This window comes from Pseudomonas lurida (genome assembly GCF_002563895.1).
In the GTDB taxonomy this organism is placed as follows: Bacteria; Pseudomonadota; Gammaproteobacteria; order Pseudomonadales; family Pseudomonadaceae; genus Aquipseudomonas; species Aquipseudomonas lurida.
Genome location: NZ_PDJB01000001.1, coordinates 490,421 through 506,993 on the forward strand (window position 1 = coordinate 490,421; position 16,573 = coordinate 506,993).

Below are 16,573 nucleotides of genomic sequence, written 5' to 3' on the forward strand. Positions count from 1 at the left end.
TTGTGGTGTCTGCGTCACAGTAGCTTTTGAGTCGTAGCGGTCAGAATTAAAAAAGTTTTGACTAGCACAGCATATCGCTTTAAACCTTTCATAAATGCGACATAGATTTGCGACATTTCGTCGCTAAATTTGTGAGCGTCTGTGTCGGTGTGTACAATGACCTCCCTTTTGCCCCCGCTAAGCCGGCGTACGTTCGGCGTGGAAGGTAACCGGTTGAATTGAAAAGAAATTTGCCTCGATATAAGAGGCAGCCTGGTGAGAAAGTGTCTATGAAAGCAGGTCTGTACCAACCCGATGAATTCAAGGATAACTGCGGTTTCGGCCTGATAGCCCATATGCAGGGCGAGCCCAGTCATACCCTTTTGCAAACGGCCATCGAGGCCCTGACCTGCATGACCCACCGCGGTGGGATCAACGCCGACGGCAAGACCGGTGACGGCTGCGGCTTGCTGATTCAAAAGCCCGACCAGTTCCTGCGCGCTGTCGCAAAAGAACAATTTGCTGCCGACCTGCCCAAGCAGTACGCCGTGGGCATGGTGTTTTTCAACCAGGACCCGGTCAAGGCCGAAGCGGCTCGCGAGAACATGAACCGCGAGATCCTGGCTGCCGGCCTGCAACTTGTCGGCTGGCGCAAAGTACCAATCGACACCAGCGTACTCGGCCGCCTGGCCAATGAGCGCCTGCCGCAGATCGAGCAAGTGTTCATCGCAGGCGAAGGCCTGAGCGACCAGGACATGGCGATCAAGCTGTTCACCTCGCGTCGTCGCTCGTCCGTGGCCAACGCCGCCGACACCGACCACTACATCTGCAGCTTTTCGCACAAGACCATCATTTATAAAGGCCTGATGATGCCGGCGGACTTGACCGCCTTTTATCCAGACCTGAGCGACGAGCGCCTGCAGACCGCAATCTGCGTGTTCCACCAGCGCTTCTCCACCAACACCCTGCCGAAATGGCCGCTGGCCCAGCCGTTCCGCTTCCTCGCCCACAACGGCGAGATCAACACCATCACCGGCAACCGCAACTGGGCCGTGGCCCGTCGCACCAAGTTCGCCAACGACCTGATGGACCTCGAAGAGCTCGGCCCGCTGGTCAATCGCGTCGGTTCCGACTCCTCCAGCATGGACAACATGCTCGAGTTGATGGTCACCGGTGGCATCGACCTGTTCCGTGGCGTGCGCATGATCATTCCGCCCGCGTGGCAGAACGTCGAGACCATGGACCCGGATCTGCGTGCATTCTACGAGTACAACTCGATGCACATGGAGCCGTGGGACGGCCCGGCCGGCGTGGTCATGACCGATGGTCGCTACGCGGTCTGCCTGCTCGACCGCAACGGCCTGCGCCCGGCGCGTTGGGTGACCACCACCAATGGCTTCATCACCCTCGCCTCGGAAATCGGCGTGTGGAACTACAAGCCGGAAGATGTCATCGCCAAAGGCCGCGTAGGCCCTGGCCAGATCCTGGCCGTGGACACCGAAACCGGTCAGATCCTCGACACCGATGCCATCGACAACCGCTTGAAGTCGCGTCACCCGTACAAGCAATGGCTGCGCAAGAACGCCCTGCGCATCCAGGCGACCATGGAAGACAACGACCACGGTTCGGCTTTCTATGACGTCGACCAACTCAAGCAGTACATGAAGATGTACCAGGTCACGTTCGAAGAGCGCGACCAGGTGCTGCGTCCGCTCGGTGAGCAAGGCTACGAGGCCGTCGGCTCCATGGGCGATGACACGCCAATGGCCGTGCTGTCCCAGCGCGTGCGCACGCCGTACGACTATTTCCGCCAGCAGTTCGCCCAGGTGACTAACCCACCGATCGACCCGCTGCGCGAAGCCATCGTGATGTCCCTGGAAGTCTGCCTCGGTGCCGAGCGCAACATCTTCCAGGAGTCGCCAGAGCACGCTTCTCGCGTGATCCTCAGCTCGCCAGTGATTTCACCGGCCAAGTGGCGCTCGCTGATGACCCTGGAACGCCCGGGTTTCGACCGCCAGATCATCGACCTGAACTACGACGAGAGCCTCGGCCTTGAAGCCGCTGTGCGCAACGTCGCCGACCAGGCCGAAGAAGCTGTGCGCGCCGGCCGCACCCAGATCGTGCTGACCGATCGCCATATTGCCCCAGGCAAGCTGCCGATCCACGCCTCCCTGGCCACCGGCGCGGTGCACCACCGCCTGACCGAGAAAGGCCTGCGTTGCGACTCCAACATCCTCGTGGAAACGGCCACCGCCCGTGACCCGCACCACTTTGCGGTGTTGATCGGCTTCGGCGCCTCGGCGGTGTACCCGTTCCTTGCGTACGAAGTGCTGGGCGACCTGATCCGTACCGGTGAAGTGCTGGGCGACCTCTATGAGGTGTTCAAGAACTACCGCAAGGGCATCACCAAGGGCCTGCTGAAGATCCTGTCGAAGATGGGCATCTCCACCGTCACCTCCTACCGTGGCGCGCAGCTGTTCGAGGCCATCGGCCTGTCCGAAGAAGTGTGCGAGCTGAGCTTCCGTGGCGTGCCGAGCCGCATCAAGGGCGCGCGTTTCGTCGACATCGAAGCCGAGCAGAAAGCCCTGGCAGCCGAAGCCTGGAGCGCGCGCAAGCCGATCCAGCAAGGTGGCCTGCTCAAGTTCGTGCACGGTGGCGAATACCACGCGTACAACCCGGACGTGGTCAACACCCTGCAAGCCGCTGTGCAGCAGGGCGACTACGCCAAGTTCAAGCAATACACCGCGCTGGTGGATAACCGCCCGGTGTCGATGATCCGCGACCTGTTCCAGGTGAAGACCCTGGACACGCCGATGGACATCGCCGAGGTCGAGCCGCTGGAATCGATCCTCAAGCGCTTCGACTCCGCGGGTATTTCCCTTGGTGCCCTGTCGCCTGAGGCCCACGAAGCCCTGGCCGAAGCCATGAACCGCCTGGGTGCGCGTTCCAACTCCGGCGAAGGCGGTGAAGACCCGGCGCGCTACGGCACGATCAAGAGCTCGAAAATCAAGCAGGTGGCGACCGGCCGTTTCGGCGTAACCCCGGAGTACCTGGTCAACGCCGAAGTGCTGCAGATCAAGGTGGCCCAGGGCGCCAAGCCCGGTGAGGGCGGCCAATTGCCGGGCGGCAAGGTTAACGGGCTGATCGCCAAGCTGCGGTATGCCGTGCCGGGCGTGACCCTGATCTCGCCTCCACCGCACCACGACATCTACTCGATCGAAGACTTGTCGCAGCTGATTTTCGACCTGAAACAAGTCAACCCGCAGGCCCTGGTCTCGGTGAAACTGGTAGCAGAAGCCGGCGTGGGCACCATTGCCGCCGGCGTGGCCAAGGCCTATGCCGACCTGATCACCATCTCCGGCTACGATGGCGGCACCGGCGCTTCGCCGCTGACCTCGATCAAGTACGCCGGTGCACCGTGGGAGCTTGGCCTCGCCGAGACGCACCAGACCCTGCGTGGCAACGACCTGCGCGGCAAAGTTCGCGTGCAGACCGACGGTGGCCTGAAAACCGGCCTCGACGTAATCAAGGCCGCGATCCTCGGCGCTGAAAGCTTCGGTTTCGGTACTGCGCCAATGATCGCCCTGGGCTGCAAATACCTGCGCATCTGCCACCTGAACAACTGCGCCACCGGCGTCGCCACTCAGAACGAGAAGCTGCGCAAGGATCACTACATCGGCACCGTCGACATGGTGGTGAACTTCTTCACCTACGTTGCCGAAGAAACCCGTGAGTGGCTGGCCAAGCTGGGCGTGCGTTCCCTCGAAGAGCTGATCGGGCGTACCGACCTGCTGGATATCCTCGAAGGCCAGACTGCCAAGCAGAACCACCTGGACCTGACGCCGCTGTTGGGCAGCGACCACATCCCGGCAGACAAGCCACAATTCTGCCAGGTGGACCGCAACCCACCGTTCGACAAAGGCCTGTTGGCCGAAAAGATGGTCGAGATGGCTGCCTCCTCGATCAACGACGCCAGCGGTGGCGAATTCGCCCTGGATATCTGCAACTGCGACCGTTCCATTGGCGCACGCATCTCTGGCGAAATCGCGCGCAAGCACGGCAACCAGGGCATGGCGAAAGCGCCGATCACTTTCCGCTTCAAGGGCACTGCGGGCCAGAGCTTCGGCGTGTGGAACGCTGGCGGCCTGCACATGTACCTGGAAGGCGACGCCAACGACTACGTGGGCAAGGGCATGACCGGCGGCAAGCTGGTGATCGTTCCGCCTAAAGGCAGCGTCTACAAGACCCAGGACAGTGCCATCATCGGCAACACCTGCTTGTACGGCGCCACCGGTGGCAAGCTGTTCGCCGCGGGTACGGCCGGTGAGCGTTTCGCCGTGCGTAACTCCGGTGCCCACACCGTGGTGGAAGGCACCGGCGATCACTGCTGCGAGTACATGACCGGGGGCTTTGTCGCGGTACTGGGCAAGACCGGTTACAACTTCGGTTCGGGCATGACTGGCGGTTTTGCCTACGTGCTCGACCAGGACAACACCTTCGTCGACAAGGTCAACCACGAGTTGGTCGAGATCCAGCGGATCAGCGGCGAAGCCATGGAGTCCTACCGGAACCACTTGCAGCACGTGCTGGACGAGTACGTCGAGGAGACCGGCAGCGAATGGGGTCGTAACCTCGCCGAAAACCTCGATGATTACCTGCGTCGTTTCTGGCTGGTCAAGCCCAAGGCTGCCAACCTGAAATCGTTGCTTTCCAGCATCCGTGCCAACCCGCAGTGATATGCGCCTGAAGAGTTTGATGAGGTTTTAACATGGCTGAACGTCTGAATAACGACTTCCAGTTCATCGATGTCGGGCGCAAAGATCCGAAGAAGAAACTGTTGCGTCAACGCAAGAAAGAGTTCGTGGAGATCTACGAACCCTTCAAACCCCAGCACTCGGCCGACCAGGCCCACCGCTGCCTGGGGTGCGGTAACCCGTATTGCGAATGGAAGTGCCCGGTGCACAACTTCATTCCCAACTGGCTGAAGCTGGTGGCCGAGGGCAACATCCTCGCCGCCGCCGAGCTGTCGCACCAGACCAACACCCTGCCGGAAGTCTGCGGCCGGGTGTGCCCGCAAGACCGTCTGTGCGAGGGTGCCTGCACCCTCAACGACGGCTTTGGCGCGGTGACCATCGGTTCGGTGGAGAAGTACATCACCGACACCGCGTTCGCCATGGGCTGGCGCCCGGACATGTCCAAGGTCAAGCCGACCGGCAAGCGTGTCGCGATCATCGGCGCGGGCCCTGCGGGCCTGGGCTGTGCCGACGTGCTGGTACGTGGCGGCGTGACCCCGGTGGTGTTCGACAAGAACCCGGAAATCGGCGGCCTGCTGACGTTCGGTATTCCCGAATTCAAGCTGGAAAAAACCGTACTGAGCAACCGTCGTGAAGTCTTCACCGGCATGGGTATCGAGTTTCGTCTCAATACCGAAATCGGCAAAGACATCACCATGGAGCAACTGCTCGAAGAATACGATGCCGTGTTCATGGGCATGGGCACCTACACCTACATGAAGGGCGGCTTTGCCGGTGAGGACCTGCCGGGCGTGTATGACGCGCTCGACTTCCTGATCGCCAACGTCAACCGCAACCTGGGCTTTGAAAAGTCGCCGGAAGACTTCGTCGACATGAAGGGCAAGAAGGTCGTGGTGCTGGGCGGTGGCGACACCGCGATGGACTGCAACCGTACGTCGATCCGCCAGGGCGCCAAGTCGGTGACCTGTGCGTATCGCCGTGACGAAGCCAACATGCCGGGCTCGCGCAAAGAGGTGAAGAACGCCAAGGAAGAAGGCGTGAAATTCCTCTACAACCGTCAGCCGATCGCTATCGTCGGTGAAGATCGCGTCGAAGGTGTGAAGGTGGTCGAGACCCGTCTGGGCGAACCAGACGCCCGTGGCCGTCGCAGCCCCGAGCCGATCCCGGGCTCCGAAGAGATCATCCCGGCCGACGCCGTGGTCATCGCCTTCGGCTTCCGTCCAAGCCCGGCGCCGTGGTTCGAGCAGTTCCAGATCCAGACCGACAGCCAGGGCCGCGTCGTCGCCCCGGAACAAGGCCAGTACAAGCACCAGACCAGCAACCCGAAAATCTTCGCCGGTGGCGATATGGTGCGCGGTTCTGACCTGGTGGTAACGGCGATCTTCGAAGGCCGTAACGCCGCTGAAGGGATCCTGGATTACCTGCAGGTCTGATCCTGATCCCGCGTTGAAGTGGGGTGAAAATGTGGGGGCGGGCTTGCTCGCGAATACGGTGTATCAGTCACTCCATGTGTCGACTGACCCACCGCTTTCGCGAGCAAGCCCGCTCCCACATTCGTTTTGCAGTGCTTTCATGTCCGCGACAAATTGACCCGATAGACAAAAGGCACGGCGCATTCCGTGCCTTTTGCGTCGCGCTCTGAGAAAATGCCCGCACTTTTTTTGCGGATGCCGACATGACTGCCCTCAAGAACGACCGTTTCCTTCGTGCCCTGCTCAAGCAACCCGTGGACGTCACCCCTGTGTGGATGATGCGCCAGGCTGGTCGCTACCTGCCGGAATACCGCGCCAGTCGCGCCAACGCCGGCGATTTCATGAGCCTGTGCATGAACCCGGAGTTCGCCTGCGAAGTCACGATGCAGCCGCTGGACCGCTACCCACAACTGGATGCGGCCATCCTCTTCTCCGATATCCTCACCATCCCTGACGCCATGGGCCAGGGCCTGTACTTCGAAACCGGCGAAGGCCCGCGTTTCAAGAAGGTGGTCAGCACCCTGGCTGATATCGAAGCCCTGCCGATCCCTGACCCACACAAAGACCTTGGCTATGTGATGGACGCCGTCAGTACCATCCGCCGCGAGCTTAACGGCCGCGTGCCGCTGATTGGCTTCTCCGGCAGCCCATGGACCTTGGCCACCTACATGGTCGAAGGCGGCTCGTCGAAAGACTTCCGCAAGACCAAGGCCATGCTCTACGACAACCCGCAAGCCATGCACCTGTTGCTGGACAAGCTGGCGCAGTCGGTCACCTCCTACCTCAACGGCCAGATCATGGCCGGCGCCCAAGCGGTGCAGATCTTCGACACCTGGGGCGGCAACCTCTCGGCGGCGGCGTACCAGGAGTTCTCCCTGGCCTATATGCGCAAGATCGTCAGCGGCCTGATCCGCGAACACGAAGGCCGCAAGGTGCCGGTGATCCTGTTCACCAAGAACGGCGGCCTGTGGCTGGAAAGCATCGCCGATGCCGGTGCCGATGCACTGGGCCTGGACTGGACCTGCGATATCGGCGATGCCCGTCGCCGTGTGGGTGACAGAGTCTCGCTGCAAGGCAACATGGACCCGACTGTGCTGTACGCCAAGCCGGAGGCGATCCGCACCGAAGTCGGCCGCATCCTGGCCAGCTACGGAAAAGGCACCGGGCATGTGTTCAACCTGGGCCATGGCATCACCCCGGAAGTGAACCCGGAGCACGCCGGCGCCTTCCTGCGTGCGGTGCACGAACTGTCTGCGCAATACCACGAGTAATAAAAGAGCCCGGCTTGATGCCGGGCTTTTTAATGGCTGAACACAAATCAAAATGTGGGAGCTGGCTTGCCTGCGATAGCGGTGCTGGATTTACCACCGGCATCGCGGGCAAGCCAGCTCCCCCATAAAAAACAGTGGTGCCTCAGGCCTTCACATTCCCCAACGGCGGCAACTTCGCCAACCTCAACGCCACCAGCAACGCCCCAATCAACAGCGCCACGATAAACGCCCCAATCCCGTTCCACCCGGCAAAGTGCCAGAAGAACCCGCCTGCCGTCCCCGCGATACTCGACCCCACGTAGTAGCAGAACAGGTACAGCGACGATGCCTGCCCCTTCGCCTTGACCGCGCGGCGGCCGATCCAGCTGCTGGCCACCGAGTGGGCGCCGAAGAAGCCAAAGGTAAAGATCAGCATGCCCGGCACCACCAGCCACAGTGGGGTGAACAGAGTCAGTGCCATGCCAGCGAGCATCAGCACGATGGTGCCCCACAGCACGCGGCGGCGGCCGAGGCGGTCGGCCAGGGAACCGATTTTTGCCGAGCTGTAGATACCCGAGAGGTACACCAGCGACAGCAGGCCGACCACGGCCTGGCTCAGGTCGTAAGGATCGGCCAGCAGGCGATAGCCGATGTAGTTGAACATCGTCACGAACGCGCCCATCAGCAGGAACGCTTCAAGGAACAACCACGGCAGGCCCGCGTCCTTGAAATGCATGACAAAGCCCTCCACCAGGCTACGAGGCTTGAGGCTGCTGGCGCGGAAGTTGCGCGATTCGGGGAGGATTTTCCAGAACACCGTGGCCGCGATCAGTGCCAGGGCGCCGATGATCAGCATTGCGGTGTGCCAGCTGACGAAGTCGATCAGCACGCCGATGATCAGGCGCCCGCTCATGCCGCCAATCGCGTTGCCGCCGATATACAGGCCCATGGCCAGGCCGATGTGCTGCGGGTGGATCTCTTCGCTCAGGTAGGTCATGGCCACGGCTGCCAGGCCGCTCAGTGACAGTCCCACCAGTGCGCGCATCAGCAGGATACCTTCCCAGGTCGGCATCAAGCCGCTGGCGATGGTCGCCAGCGCGGCGCAGAACAGGGCGGACACCATCACCGGCTTGCGCCCAAGGCTGTCGGAGATCGGCCCTGTGATCAGCAAGCCACACGCCAGCATCGCCGTGGCCACTGACAGGATCAGGCTGCTTTGCGCCGCATTGATGGAAAATTCGTGGGACAGCGCTGGCATCATCGGCTGCACGCAATACAGCAACGCGAAGGTGGCGAACCCGCCCGAGAACAGCGCCAGCACCGTACGCATGAACATCGGTGTGCCTTTTTCGATGTACGCGTCGTTGAGCTGGGCCACGACCTCATCGAGCGCAGTGGGCGGGACGTCTTGAGCGAGTGGAGCGACAGCAGCTTTCACGGGGACCTCGGGGGGGAAGAGCGTGCCAGGACCGGCAATGCAAAAAAGAATATAGCTCCCTAATGATTCTTTCCAATATATTGTTCGACCTGTTTGATAGCTTTAACGACCTAATGAGGCTTGCATGGAATTGCGTCACTTGCGGTACTTCATTGCCGTCGCCGAAGAGCTGCATTTCGGCCGGGCCGCGCAGGTGCTGGGCATCTCGCAACCGCCGCTGAGCCAGCAGATCCAGGCGCTGGAGCAGGAGGTGGGTGCGCGATTGTTTGAACGGACCAATCGTCGGGTCGAGCTGAGCGAAGCGGGGCGCTTGTTTCTGCAAGAGGCACGGCTGGTGCTGGCGCAAGTCGACAAGGCCGCGGATGTAGCGCGCCGGGCGCAGTTGGGTGAGCTGGGCGAATTGAAAATTGGTTTCACCTCGTCGGCTCCGTTCAACTCCAGCATTCCCCAGGCGATCTTTGCGTTTCGCCAGGCGTTCCCGGCGGTGCACCTGAATCTGCAGGAAATGAGCAGCACCGAAGTGGCTGAGTCGCTGGTCGATGAGTCGATCCAGGTAGGACTCATGCGCCCGCTGCCGTTGCCGGATTCGCTGAGTGTGGTCGAGCTGATGCGCGAGCCGCTGGTGGCCGTGTTGAATGCCGGTCACCCGTTGGTGGAGGGCAGTGAGCGCGGTTTGCACCTGGCGCAATTGGCGCAGGAACCGTTCGTGTTTTTTCCGCGAACCTACGGCAGTGGGCTCTATGCCCAGTTGCTCAACCTGGCGCGTGATGCCGGCTTCAGCCCGCACTTTGCCCAGGAAGCGGGGGAGGCGATGACCATCATTGGCCTGGTGGCGGCGGGCCTGGGCGTGTCGGTGCTGCCGGCGTCATACCAGCGCATACGCATTGATGGCGTTGTATATCGCACGCTGCTGGACCCGGAGGCGGTGACGGCCGTGTGGCTGGTGCAGCGCAAGGGCGCGCAAACGCCCATGGCGAAGGCGTTCGTGGAGTTGCTCACGCGCAAGGCTGCTCAGTAACAACCGCGCACCTCGAAACGAAGCAGGTCGATGTGGGAGCTGGCTTGCCTGCGAGAGCATCCCCCTGGTGTACCTGATGCACCAGGCACCCGCATCGCAGGCAAGCCAGCTCCCACCTTTAATCTCTATCATCCCTGGCGAGCGGTGAAATTCAGTTCTGCTTCGAAGTCCCCGTCTGCTCAAACAACTGCGCCGCCGTGCCCGCCTCATTCGCGCCATTGCTGCGCAGACCCGCCATGATGTCACTGTCCAGGTTGTTCACCCAGCGGTTGTAGTTGCGATGGATCTTGCCGTCCTTGTAGCCCAGCTCGCGGCTGTCGCGGTAGGTGATGGCGTAGCTGTTGCGCGTGTAGGTGATGTCGATGGCCGCGTAATACTGGTTGCGCACGGTGATCTCGGCCTGCACCCGTTGCGGGCTCAGGCGTTGAACCGTCCATTCGCGTTTTTGCAGGGCGTTGACGATCACCGTTTTCATTTTTTCTTCGCTGACCTGCGCATTGGCCGGAAGGTCGTGCTGGGTATTGAGTACCGGTTTGCTGGTGCAGCCAGCGGCGGTCAGCAAGGCCAGGGTGATAAGGGCAGCGCGAAGCAAGGAAGACATTCCGTTTTCTCCAATCGATTAAAAAGTCAGGACCAGCGACGAAAGATCAACGACGTGTTGACGCCGCCAAAGGCGAAGTTGTTGTTCATCACGTAGTCGTGGTGCATCTCGCGAAAGCGACCCTGCAGATAGTCCAGTTCGCCACACTGTGGGTCGACGGTGTCGAGATTGAACGTGTGCACGTACTGGTCGCGGTTCATCATCTCGATGCTGAACCATGATTCCAAAGCGCCGCAGGCGCCCAGGGTGTGGCCGAGGAAGCTTTTCTGCGAACTGATAGGCATGCGACTGCCGAACAGGCTGCTGGTCGCCAGCGTTTCGGCGATGTCGCCCTGGTCGGTGGCGGTGCCGTGACCGTTGACGTAGCCAATCGCCGAGGGCTCCAGCCCGGCGTCTTCCAGGGCCAGCTCCATCGCGCGGCGCATGGTTTTCTGCTCCGGACGGGTGGTGTGCTGGCCGTCGGCGTTGCTGCCAAAGCCGACGATCTCGGCGTGGATATGCGCACCGCGCGCCAAGGCATGTTCCAGCTCTTCGAGCACCAGCATGCCACCGCCTTCACCGATCACCAGGCCGTCGCGGCCGCTGTCATAGGGCCGTGGGCTGGTTTGCGGGGCGTCGTTCTTCAGGCTGGTGGCGTAGAGCGCGTCGAACACCATCGCTTCGGTGGGGCAGAGCTCTTCGGCCCCACCGGCGAGCATCAACGGCAGGCGCCCGAACTTGATCGCCTCATACGCATAGCCGATGCCCTGGCTGCCGCTGGTACAGGCGCTGGAGGTGGGGATCAGCCGACCGGTCAGGCCAAAGAAGATGCTGATATTCGCCGCCGTGGTGTGCGGCATCATGCGCACGTAGGAGTTGGCATTCAGCCCCTCTGCGACCGAGTTCAGCAGCATGTTGCCGAATGCCTTGATCTCGTCGGTGCTGCCGGTGGACGAGCCACACGCCACGCCCATGCGCCCGTCCTTGATCGACTCGTCGCCGAGCAAGCCCGCGTCCTGCAACGCCTGCTCCGCTGCCCAGACCGCCAGGCGCGAGACCCTGCCCATGCTGCGCAGCTGCTTGCGTGTCCAGTGGTGGGGCACGACAAAGTCGTCGATCGGCCCGGCCAGGCGTGTGTTCAATTCGGTGAAGCGGTCCCACTCGTCCATGCGCCGGATACCGCTGCGGTTGGCGCGGAAGTTGGCGGCGATGGTGTCCCAATCGCTGCCCAGGGAAGTCATGCCGGCCATGCCGGTGACGACGACGCGTTTCATCAGCACAGGCCCCCATTCACGGCCAGCACCTGGCGCGTGATGTAGCCAGCCTCGGCCGACATCAGGAAATTCACCGCGCCGGCGACTTCTTCCGGTGTGCCCATGCGCTGCGCAGGGATCATCTTCATCAATTCTTCCACCGGCACGTTTTCATCCAGCATCGCCGTGTCGATCAAGCCGGGGGCCACGCAGTTGACGGTGATCTTGCGCTTGCCCAGCTCGATGGCCAGGGCCTTGGCTGCGCCAATCAGGCCAGCTTTGGAGGCGCTGTAGTTGACCTGGCCGCGGTTGCCGATCAGCCCGGAAACCGAGGTGATACAGACGATACGCCCGGCCGCGCGACGACGAATCATCGGCATCATCACCGGGTGCAGCACGTTATAGAAACCGTCGAGGTTGGTGCGCATCACCACGTCCCAATCGTCTTCCGACAAGGCAGGGAACGCACCGTCACGGGTCAGGCCGGCGTTGAGCACCACGCCGTAATAGGCGCCATGTTGCTCCACATCCGCCTCGAGGATTTGCTTGCACGACGCGCGATCCGCCACATCGAATTGCAGCACCCGCGCCTTGCGGCCCAGGGCTTCAACTTCGGCCTGCACCGCATCCGCTTCGGCACGGCCGTTGCGGCAATGCAGCACGATGTCATGCCCTGCCTGGGCCAGGCGCAGCGCGATGGCGCGGCCGATACCACGGCTGGAGCCGGTGACCAGTACGGATTCAGTCATGGCGTTACGTCCTTCGATTCTTCTAAATAGTTGGCCGCCTGGGGCGGTCGAAATACATTCAAGCGGGCGCTGGCCTGGATACCCGTGCCGGTCAGGTGGCATTCGAACACACCCATGCCGTTGTCGTCTTCCAGGGAGCGCAGGCCATGGATGTTCAGCTCGGCGCCTGCCGGGAAGCACTCCACGTTGCACTCGAACTTGCGTGTGCCGAGCAGGAAGCCGAGCTCCACGGCTTCACCTTTCTGGCGCGCGTGGCAACCGGCGTAGGCGGCGACGCTTTGCGCCATCAACTCGATGCCGACCCAGGCTGGCAGGCTGCCGTCCGGGCGGTTGAACAGGCCGCCAGGCTTGACGGTGGTGCGGGTATGAACGTGCTCTTCATCGAACGACAGCACCTGGTCGATCAGGATCATGTCGCCCCCATGGGGCAGCAGTTCGGCGAGTGGCCAATCGATCATGGGGCCTCTCCGATTATCAGGCTGACATTGTTACCGCCGAAGGCAAACGAATTGCTCATCAGGCAGCGCTTTTCCAGGCTGGTGCCGGCGGTGGCCCATTGCAAGGCGGGCAATGCGGGGTCGGCCTGGCCGTCCCACACATGCGGTGGCACCCGGTCGTGAACCAGGCTCAGCCAGCAGAACGCCGCTTCCAGCGCGCCGGCTGCACCCAGGGTATGGCCGCTCATGGGCTTGGTCGACGAGCAGGCCACGCCTTGCGGGAACAGGTTGGCGACAGCCAGGCTTTCCATGGCGTCGTTATGCTGGGTGGCAGTACCGTGCAGGTTCAGGTAACCGATCTGCGCAGGCTGCAATCTGGCGCTGGCCAGGGCCTTGCGCATGGATTGCAACGCGCCTTTGCCGGTGGGTTCGGGCGCTGAGATGTGGTGCGCATCGCAACTGGCGCCGCTGCCCAGCAGGGCGATGGGCGCTGCCTCCTTGCTCATCAGGAACAGCACGGCCGCTTCGCCGATGTTGATGCCGTTGCGGTTCACCGAAAACGGGTTGCAGCGCTCGTTCGACACCGCCTCCAGTGAGCTGAAGCCGTTAAGCGTTAGCTTGCACAGGCTGTCGACGCCGCCGCAGATCACGGCATCGCACACGCCCAGGTCCAGCAGGCGCTGGGCACTCATCAACGCGCGGGCGCTGGAGGTGCAGGCGGTGGAGATCACATAGGCCGGGCCGCTCAGTTGCAACCAGTCGGCGAGGAAGTTCGCCGGCGCGCTGAGTTCCTGCTGCTGGTAGTCGTAGTCGCCAGGGAACTGGTTTTCCCGCAGAAAGTGAGCGATGCCACGGCTGGCTTCGTCGATACCCGACGTGCTGGTGCCGAGCACGACGCCAACCCGTGACGCGCCGTAAGTGTGGATCGCCTGGCGGATCTCGCTTTCGATCTGCAACGCTGCTTCCAGCAACAACTGGTTATTGCGGCTGCTTTGCTGGCCCAGCTCAACGGGAATGGTTGCCAGTTCGCCCTGTACACCGGCCACCGGCAACACGCGTTCCGGCACCCAGCCGCTTTCGGCACGCATGCCGGAACAGTCACCGGCAAACAGGCTGCGGCTGACCTCGGCTTGGCCACGGCCCAGGGCGCAGATCACGCCCAGGGCGTTGAGGTAGGCGGTCATCGGGCCGCTCCTAGGGGGGTGATGCGGTAGCTCAACGGCTGCCCGGTGATGTTCACACTGAAGACCTCAGACGATTGATACACGATCTGCCAATGGCCCGGCAGGGTGCGCGTCAAGTCCATTGCCTGCGCGCTGGGGTACAGCGCGCGCACGTCAGCCGGCGAGGTCAACGCAAACAGCAACGCGGCAAACAACTCGCGCGCCTGCGGATTGGGCGGCAGCAAGCCGTCGGCCTGCCATTGGCCATTGACCAGCTTTTGCCGGGCTTGGGGGATGCCCAGCGGGTCCATCATCGACCAGCGAATGCCGCCGCCTTCGCGCTGGATCACCAGCAGCCAGTCCTGGCTCTGACCGTCGGCCAGGCGCTGCACATGCAGTTGCAGTGGCAAGGCCAGGGCCGGTGCTTTTTCGGGCAGTGGCGGCTGGCTGGCGCAGGCGCTCAGCAGCAACAGGCAACCCATCAGCAGCTTGCGCATCATGGGGCGGCGCTCGCCAAGGGTTTGCGCGCTACGCAGTTGACCAAGGTTTCTTCGCGCTGGCCCACCGGTGGCGCCTTGCGCAGGCCCCAGCGTTCGAGCAGGCCGAAGTCGCTGGAGCGGCTCCACCACAAGTAGGGGTACGAGACGTTCTGCGGGCCGAATTCAAAACCCTGCTCACGGAGCATCTGCAGGTATTCTTCGGCGCTTTTCTGCACATGCATCGGGTGGCGGAACAGCCAGCGGATCACCCAGGTGTCGATGTAGGCTTCGGTGGATTCGGCGAACAACAAATAGCCGCCCGGCTTGAGCACACGGTAGAACTCGTTGAGCGCGCGATGCTGTTCAACCAGGTGGTGGAAGGTCTGGTGGCAGAACAGGATATCGACGCTTTCGTCCGGCACTGGCAGGGTGGCGCAGTCGCTGCCGACCAGCTCGATGGCCAAGCCCTGGCGCGCCGCTTCTTCACGGCTCAGTTCCAGGCTGTGAGGGTCGGCGTCCACACCGATCAGGCGTGCGGGGGCAAACACCTGCTGCAGCAGTGTGAAGGACTTGCCCTGGCCGCAGCCGGCGTCCAGCAGCACCGGCGCTTCTGGCAAGGGCTCGGTGAACAGGCTGCGCAGGTCGTTGATCGCCACGCGCAACACGCGGTGTTGCCAGGTGTGGCTGCGCAGGAACCATAAGCCGAACCTGGTTTCTTCGACGTAATTTTTACTCAAGTACTGACTGCTCACGCTGCATCCCCTGCACAGATTTCCGACAGCATCCGCAACCGTCGCTTGGGCTCGCTCACAAACGGGTTGCGTTCATCCCACGCATAACCGGCGAGGATCGAGCTGATCATCCGGCGAATCTCCGGCGAACTGCCCGGATGGAAGATCACATCCTGGAAGGTGCCGGCATACCAGCCTTCGACGTAGCAGCGGAAGGTGTCGACGCCGCGCTTCAGGGGGTCGGCAAACTCGGTTTGCCAGTCCACGGTTTCGCCGTTGAGCTGACGATGCAACACGCCGGCCGCCATACTCGCCGAACGCATGGCGATGGTTACCCCGGAGGAAAATACCGGATCAAGGAATTCCGCCGCGTTGCCCAGCAACGCAAAGCCTGGCCCGTGCAGGCTCTTCACGTTGGCGGCGTAGCCGCCGATGGTCCGCGCCGGCGTATCCCAGACGGCGTTTTGCAGCACACCGCACAGGCTTGGGGTTTCATCGATAAAGCCGCGCAGGCAAGCGTCGAGATCGCTGTCGCGGCCGTCGAAATGCTCTTTGGCCGCGACCACGCCCACCGAGCTGCGACCGTTGCTGAACGGGATGGTCCAGAACCAGATATCGCGCTTGGTAGGATGAGTGGTCACCAGGATCTTGGTGCGGTCGAAGCCTGGGTGTTCGATACGGTCTTCTACGTGGGTGAACACTGCCTGGCGCACCGGAAAGTCCGACGGCACGTCCAGCTCCAGCAGGCGCGGCAGCACGCGGCCGTAGCCGCTGGCGTCGAGCACGAACTTGGCCTTGAGGTGGTATTCGCTGCCGTTCTCGCGGCGTACGTGCAGGTAGCGGGACTCGCCCTTGAAATCCACGCCGATGATGGTTTCGCCATAGCGGATATCCACCCCTTGTAGCGCCGCCTGGTCCGCCAGCAGCTTGTCGAACTCGCCGCGCTGAACCTGGTAGGTGGTGGGCTTGCCGTTGCTGAAGGTGTCACCGAAATCAAACGCGCTGTAGCGCTCGCCCCAGGCGAACGCGGCACCGGTTTTCACCTGGAACCCCGCCGTCTGCACGGCATCCAGCATGCCGGCTTCTTCAATGAAGTCGATGCAGTGGGACAGCAGGCTTTCGCCAATCGAGAATCGCGGGAAATGCTGGCGCTCGATGATCAATACATCATGCCCTTTGCGCTTTAACAGCGCGGCGGCGATTGCCCCGGACGGACCGGCACCAATCACCACCACCTGGCGACGTTCCATTTCAACTGTAGGCACGAGGG

The 16,573-nt window shown here is 62.3% G+C and carries 13 protein-coding genes; 4 read left to right on the forward strand and 9 right to left on the reverse strand.

All coding sequences use genetic code 11. The annotated features are described in order from the left end of the window. Window positions 1-269 precede the first annotated feature (269 nt). From gltB to hemE, 3 genes are all read left to right on the forward strand, one after another. Window positions 270-4,715: a glutamate synthase large subunit gene (gene gltB, locus ATH90_RS02200; RefSeq protein WP_034105896.1), complete on the forward strand. Its 4,446-nt coding sequence runs from the start codon at window positions 270-272 to the stop codon at window positions 4,713-4,715. A 32-nt stretch (window positions 4,716-4,747) separates the two neighbouring features. Further along, on the forward strand, window positions 4,748-6,166 hold the full coding sequence (locus ATH90_RS02205; RefSeq protein ID WP_034105894.1) for an FAD-dependent oxidoreductase: 1,419 nt from the start codon (window positions 4,748-4,750) through the stop codon (window positions 6,164-6,166). Window positions 6,167-6,408: 242 nt separating this feature from the next. Beyond that, window positions 6,409-7,476, forward strand: a complete 1,068-nt coding sequence (gene hemE, locus ATH90_RS02210) for a uroporphyrinogen decarboxylase (protein ID WP_034105892.1) — start codon at window positions 6,409-6,411, stop codon at window positions 7,474-7,476. Between the two features lie 142 nt (window positions 7,477-7,618). Here the strand turns inward: hemE and ATH90_RS02215 are convergent, their stop codons facing one another. Further along, window positions 7,619-8,833: an MFS transporter gene (locus ATH90_RS02215; RefSeq protein WP_069021366.1), complete on the reverse strand. Its 1,215-nt coding sequence runs from the start codon at window positions 8,831-8,833 to the stop codon at window positions 7,619-7,621. Window positions 8,834-9,017: 184 nt separating this feature from the next. On the opposite strand from ATH90_RS02215, the gene ATH90_RS02220 reads away from it, so the two are divergent. Beyond that, the gene (locus ATH90_RS02220; RefSeq protein ID WP_034105888.1) at window positions 9,018-9,911 is read left to right on the forward strand and encodes a LysR family transcriptional regulator; all 894 of its coding nucleotides are present in this window, start codon (window positions 9,018-9,020) and stop codon (window positions 9,909-9,911) included. A 151-nt stretch (window positions 9,912-10,062) separates the two neighbouring features. Here the strand turns inward: ATH90_RS02220 and ATH90_RS02225 are convergent, their stop codons facing one another. The 8 genes from ATH90_RS02225 to ATH90_RS02260 are packed head-to-tail and all read right to left on the reverse strand — an operon-like array spanning window position 10,063 to window position 16,568. Beyond that, a complete protein-coding gene (locus ATH90_RS02225) occupies window positions 10,063-10,512 on the reverse strand; it encodes a hypothetical protein (RefSeq protein WP_069021364.1) in 450 nt (149 codons plus the stop codon). Between the two features lie 26 nt (window positions 10,513-10,538). Next, window positions 10,539-11,765 (reverse strand): beta-ketoacyl-ACP synthase, encoded by a 1,227-nt coding sequence (locus ATH90_RS02230; protein ID WP_098465626.1) that lies wholly within the window; start codon window positions 11,763-11,765, stop codon window positions 10,539-10,541. Beyond that, window positions 11,765-12,493 carry a 3-oxoacyl-ACP reductase FabG gene (gene fabG, locus ATH90_RS02235; RefSeq protein WP_034105882.1) on the reverse strand — a complete coding sequence of 243 codons (729 nt, stop codon included), beginning with the start codon at window positions 12,491-12,493 and terminating at the stop codon, window positions 11,765-11,767. The genes ATH90_RS02230 and fabG overlap by 1 nt, the downstream gene beginning before the upstream one ends. After that, window positions 12,490-12,951 (reverse strand): hotdog family protein, encoded by a 462-nt coding sequence (locus ATH90_RS02240; RefSeq protein WP_034105880.1) that lies wholly within the window; start codon window positions 12,949-12,951, stop codon window positions 12,490-12,492. The genes fabG and ATH90_RS02240 overlap by 4 nt, the downstream gene beginning before the upstream one ends. Then, the gene (locus ATH90_RS02245; RefSeq protein ID WP_034105878.1) at window positions 12,948-14,114 is read right to left on the reverse strand and encodes a beta-ketoacyl-[acyl-carrier-protein] synthase family protein; all 1,167 of its coding nucleotides are present in this window, start codon (window positions 14,112-14,114) and stop codon (window positions 12,948-12,950) included. Before ATH90_RS02245 ends, ATH90_RS02240 begins: the two co-directional genes overlap by 4 nt. Beyond that, a complete protein-coding gene (locus tag ATH90_RS02250; protein ID WP_034105876.1) occupies window positions 14,111-14,593 on the reverse strand; it encodes a hypothetical protein in 483 nt (160 codons plus the stop codon). The genes ATH90_RS02245 and ATH90_RS02250 overlap by 4 nt, the downstream gene beginning before the upstream one ends. Continuing rightward, on the reverse strand, window positions 14,590-15,324 hold the full coding sequence (locus tag ATH90_RS02255; RefSeq protein WP_034105874.1) for a class I SAM-dependent methyltransferase: 735 nt from the start codon (window positions 15,322-15,324) through the stop codon (window positions 14,590-14,592). Before ATH90_RS02255 ends, ATH90_RS02250 begins: the two co-directional genes overlap by 4 nt. Next, on the reverse strand, window positions 15,321-16,568 hold the full coding sequence (locus tag ATH90_RS02260) for an NAD(P)/FAD-dependent oxidoreductase (protein ID WP_098465627.1): 1,248 nt from the start codon (window positions 16,566-16,568) through the stop codon (window positions 15,321-15,323). The genes ATH90_RS02255 and ATH90_RS02260 overlap by 4 nt, the downstream gene beginning before the upstream one ends. Window positions 16,569-16,573 lie beyond the last annotated feature (5 nt).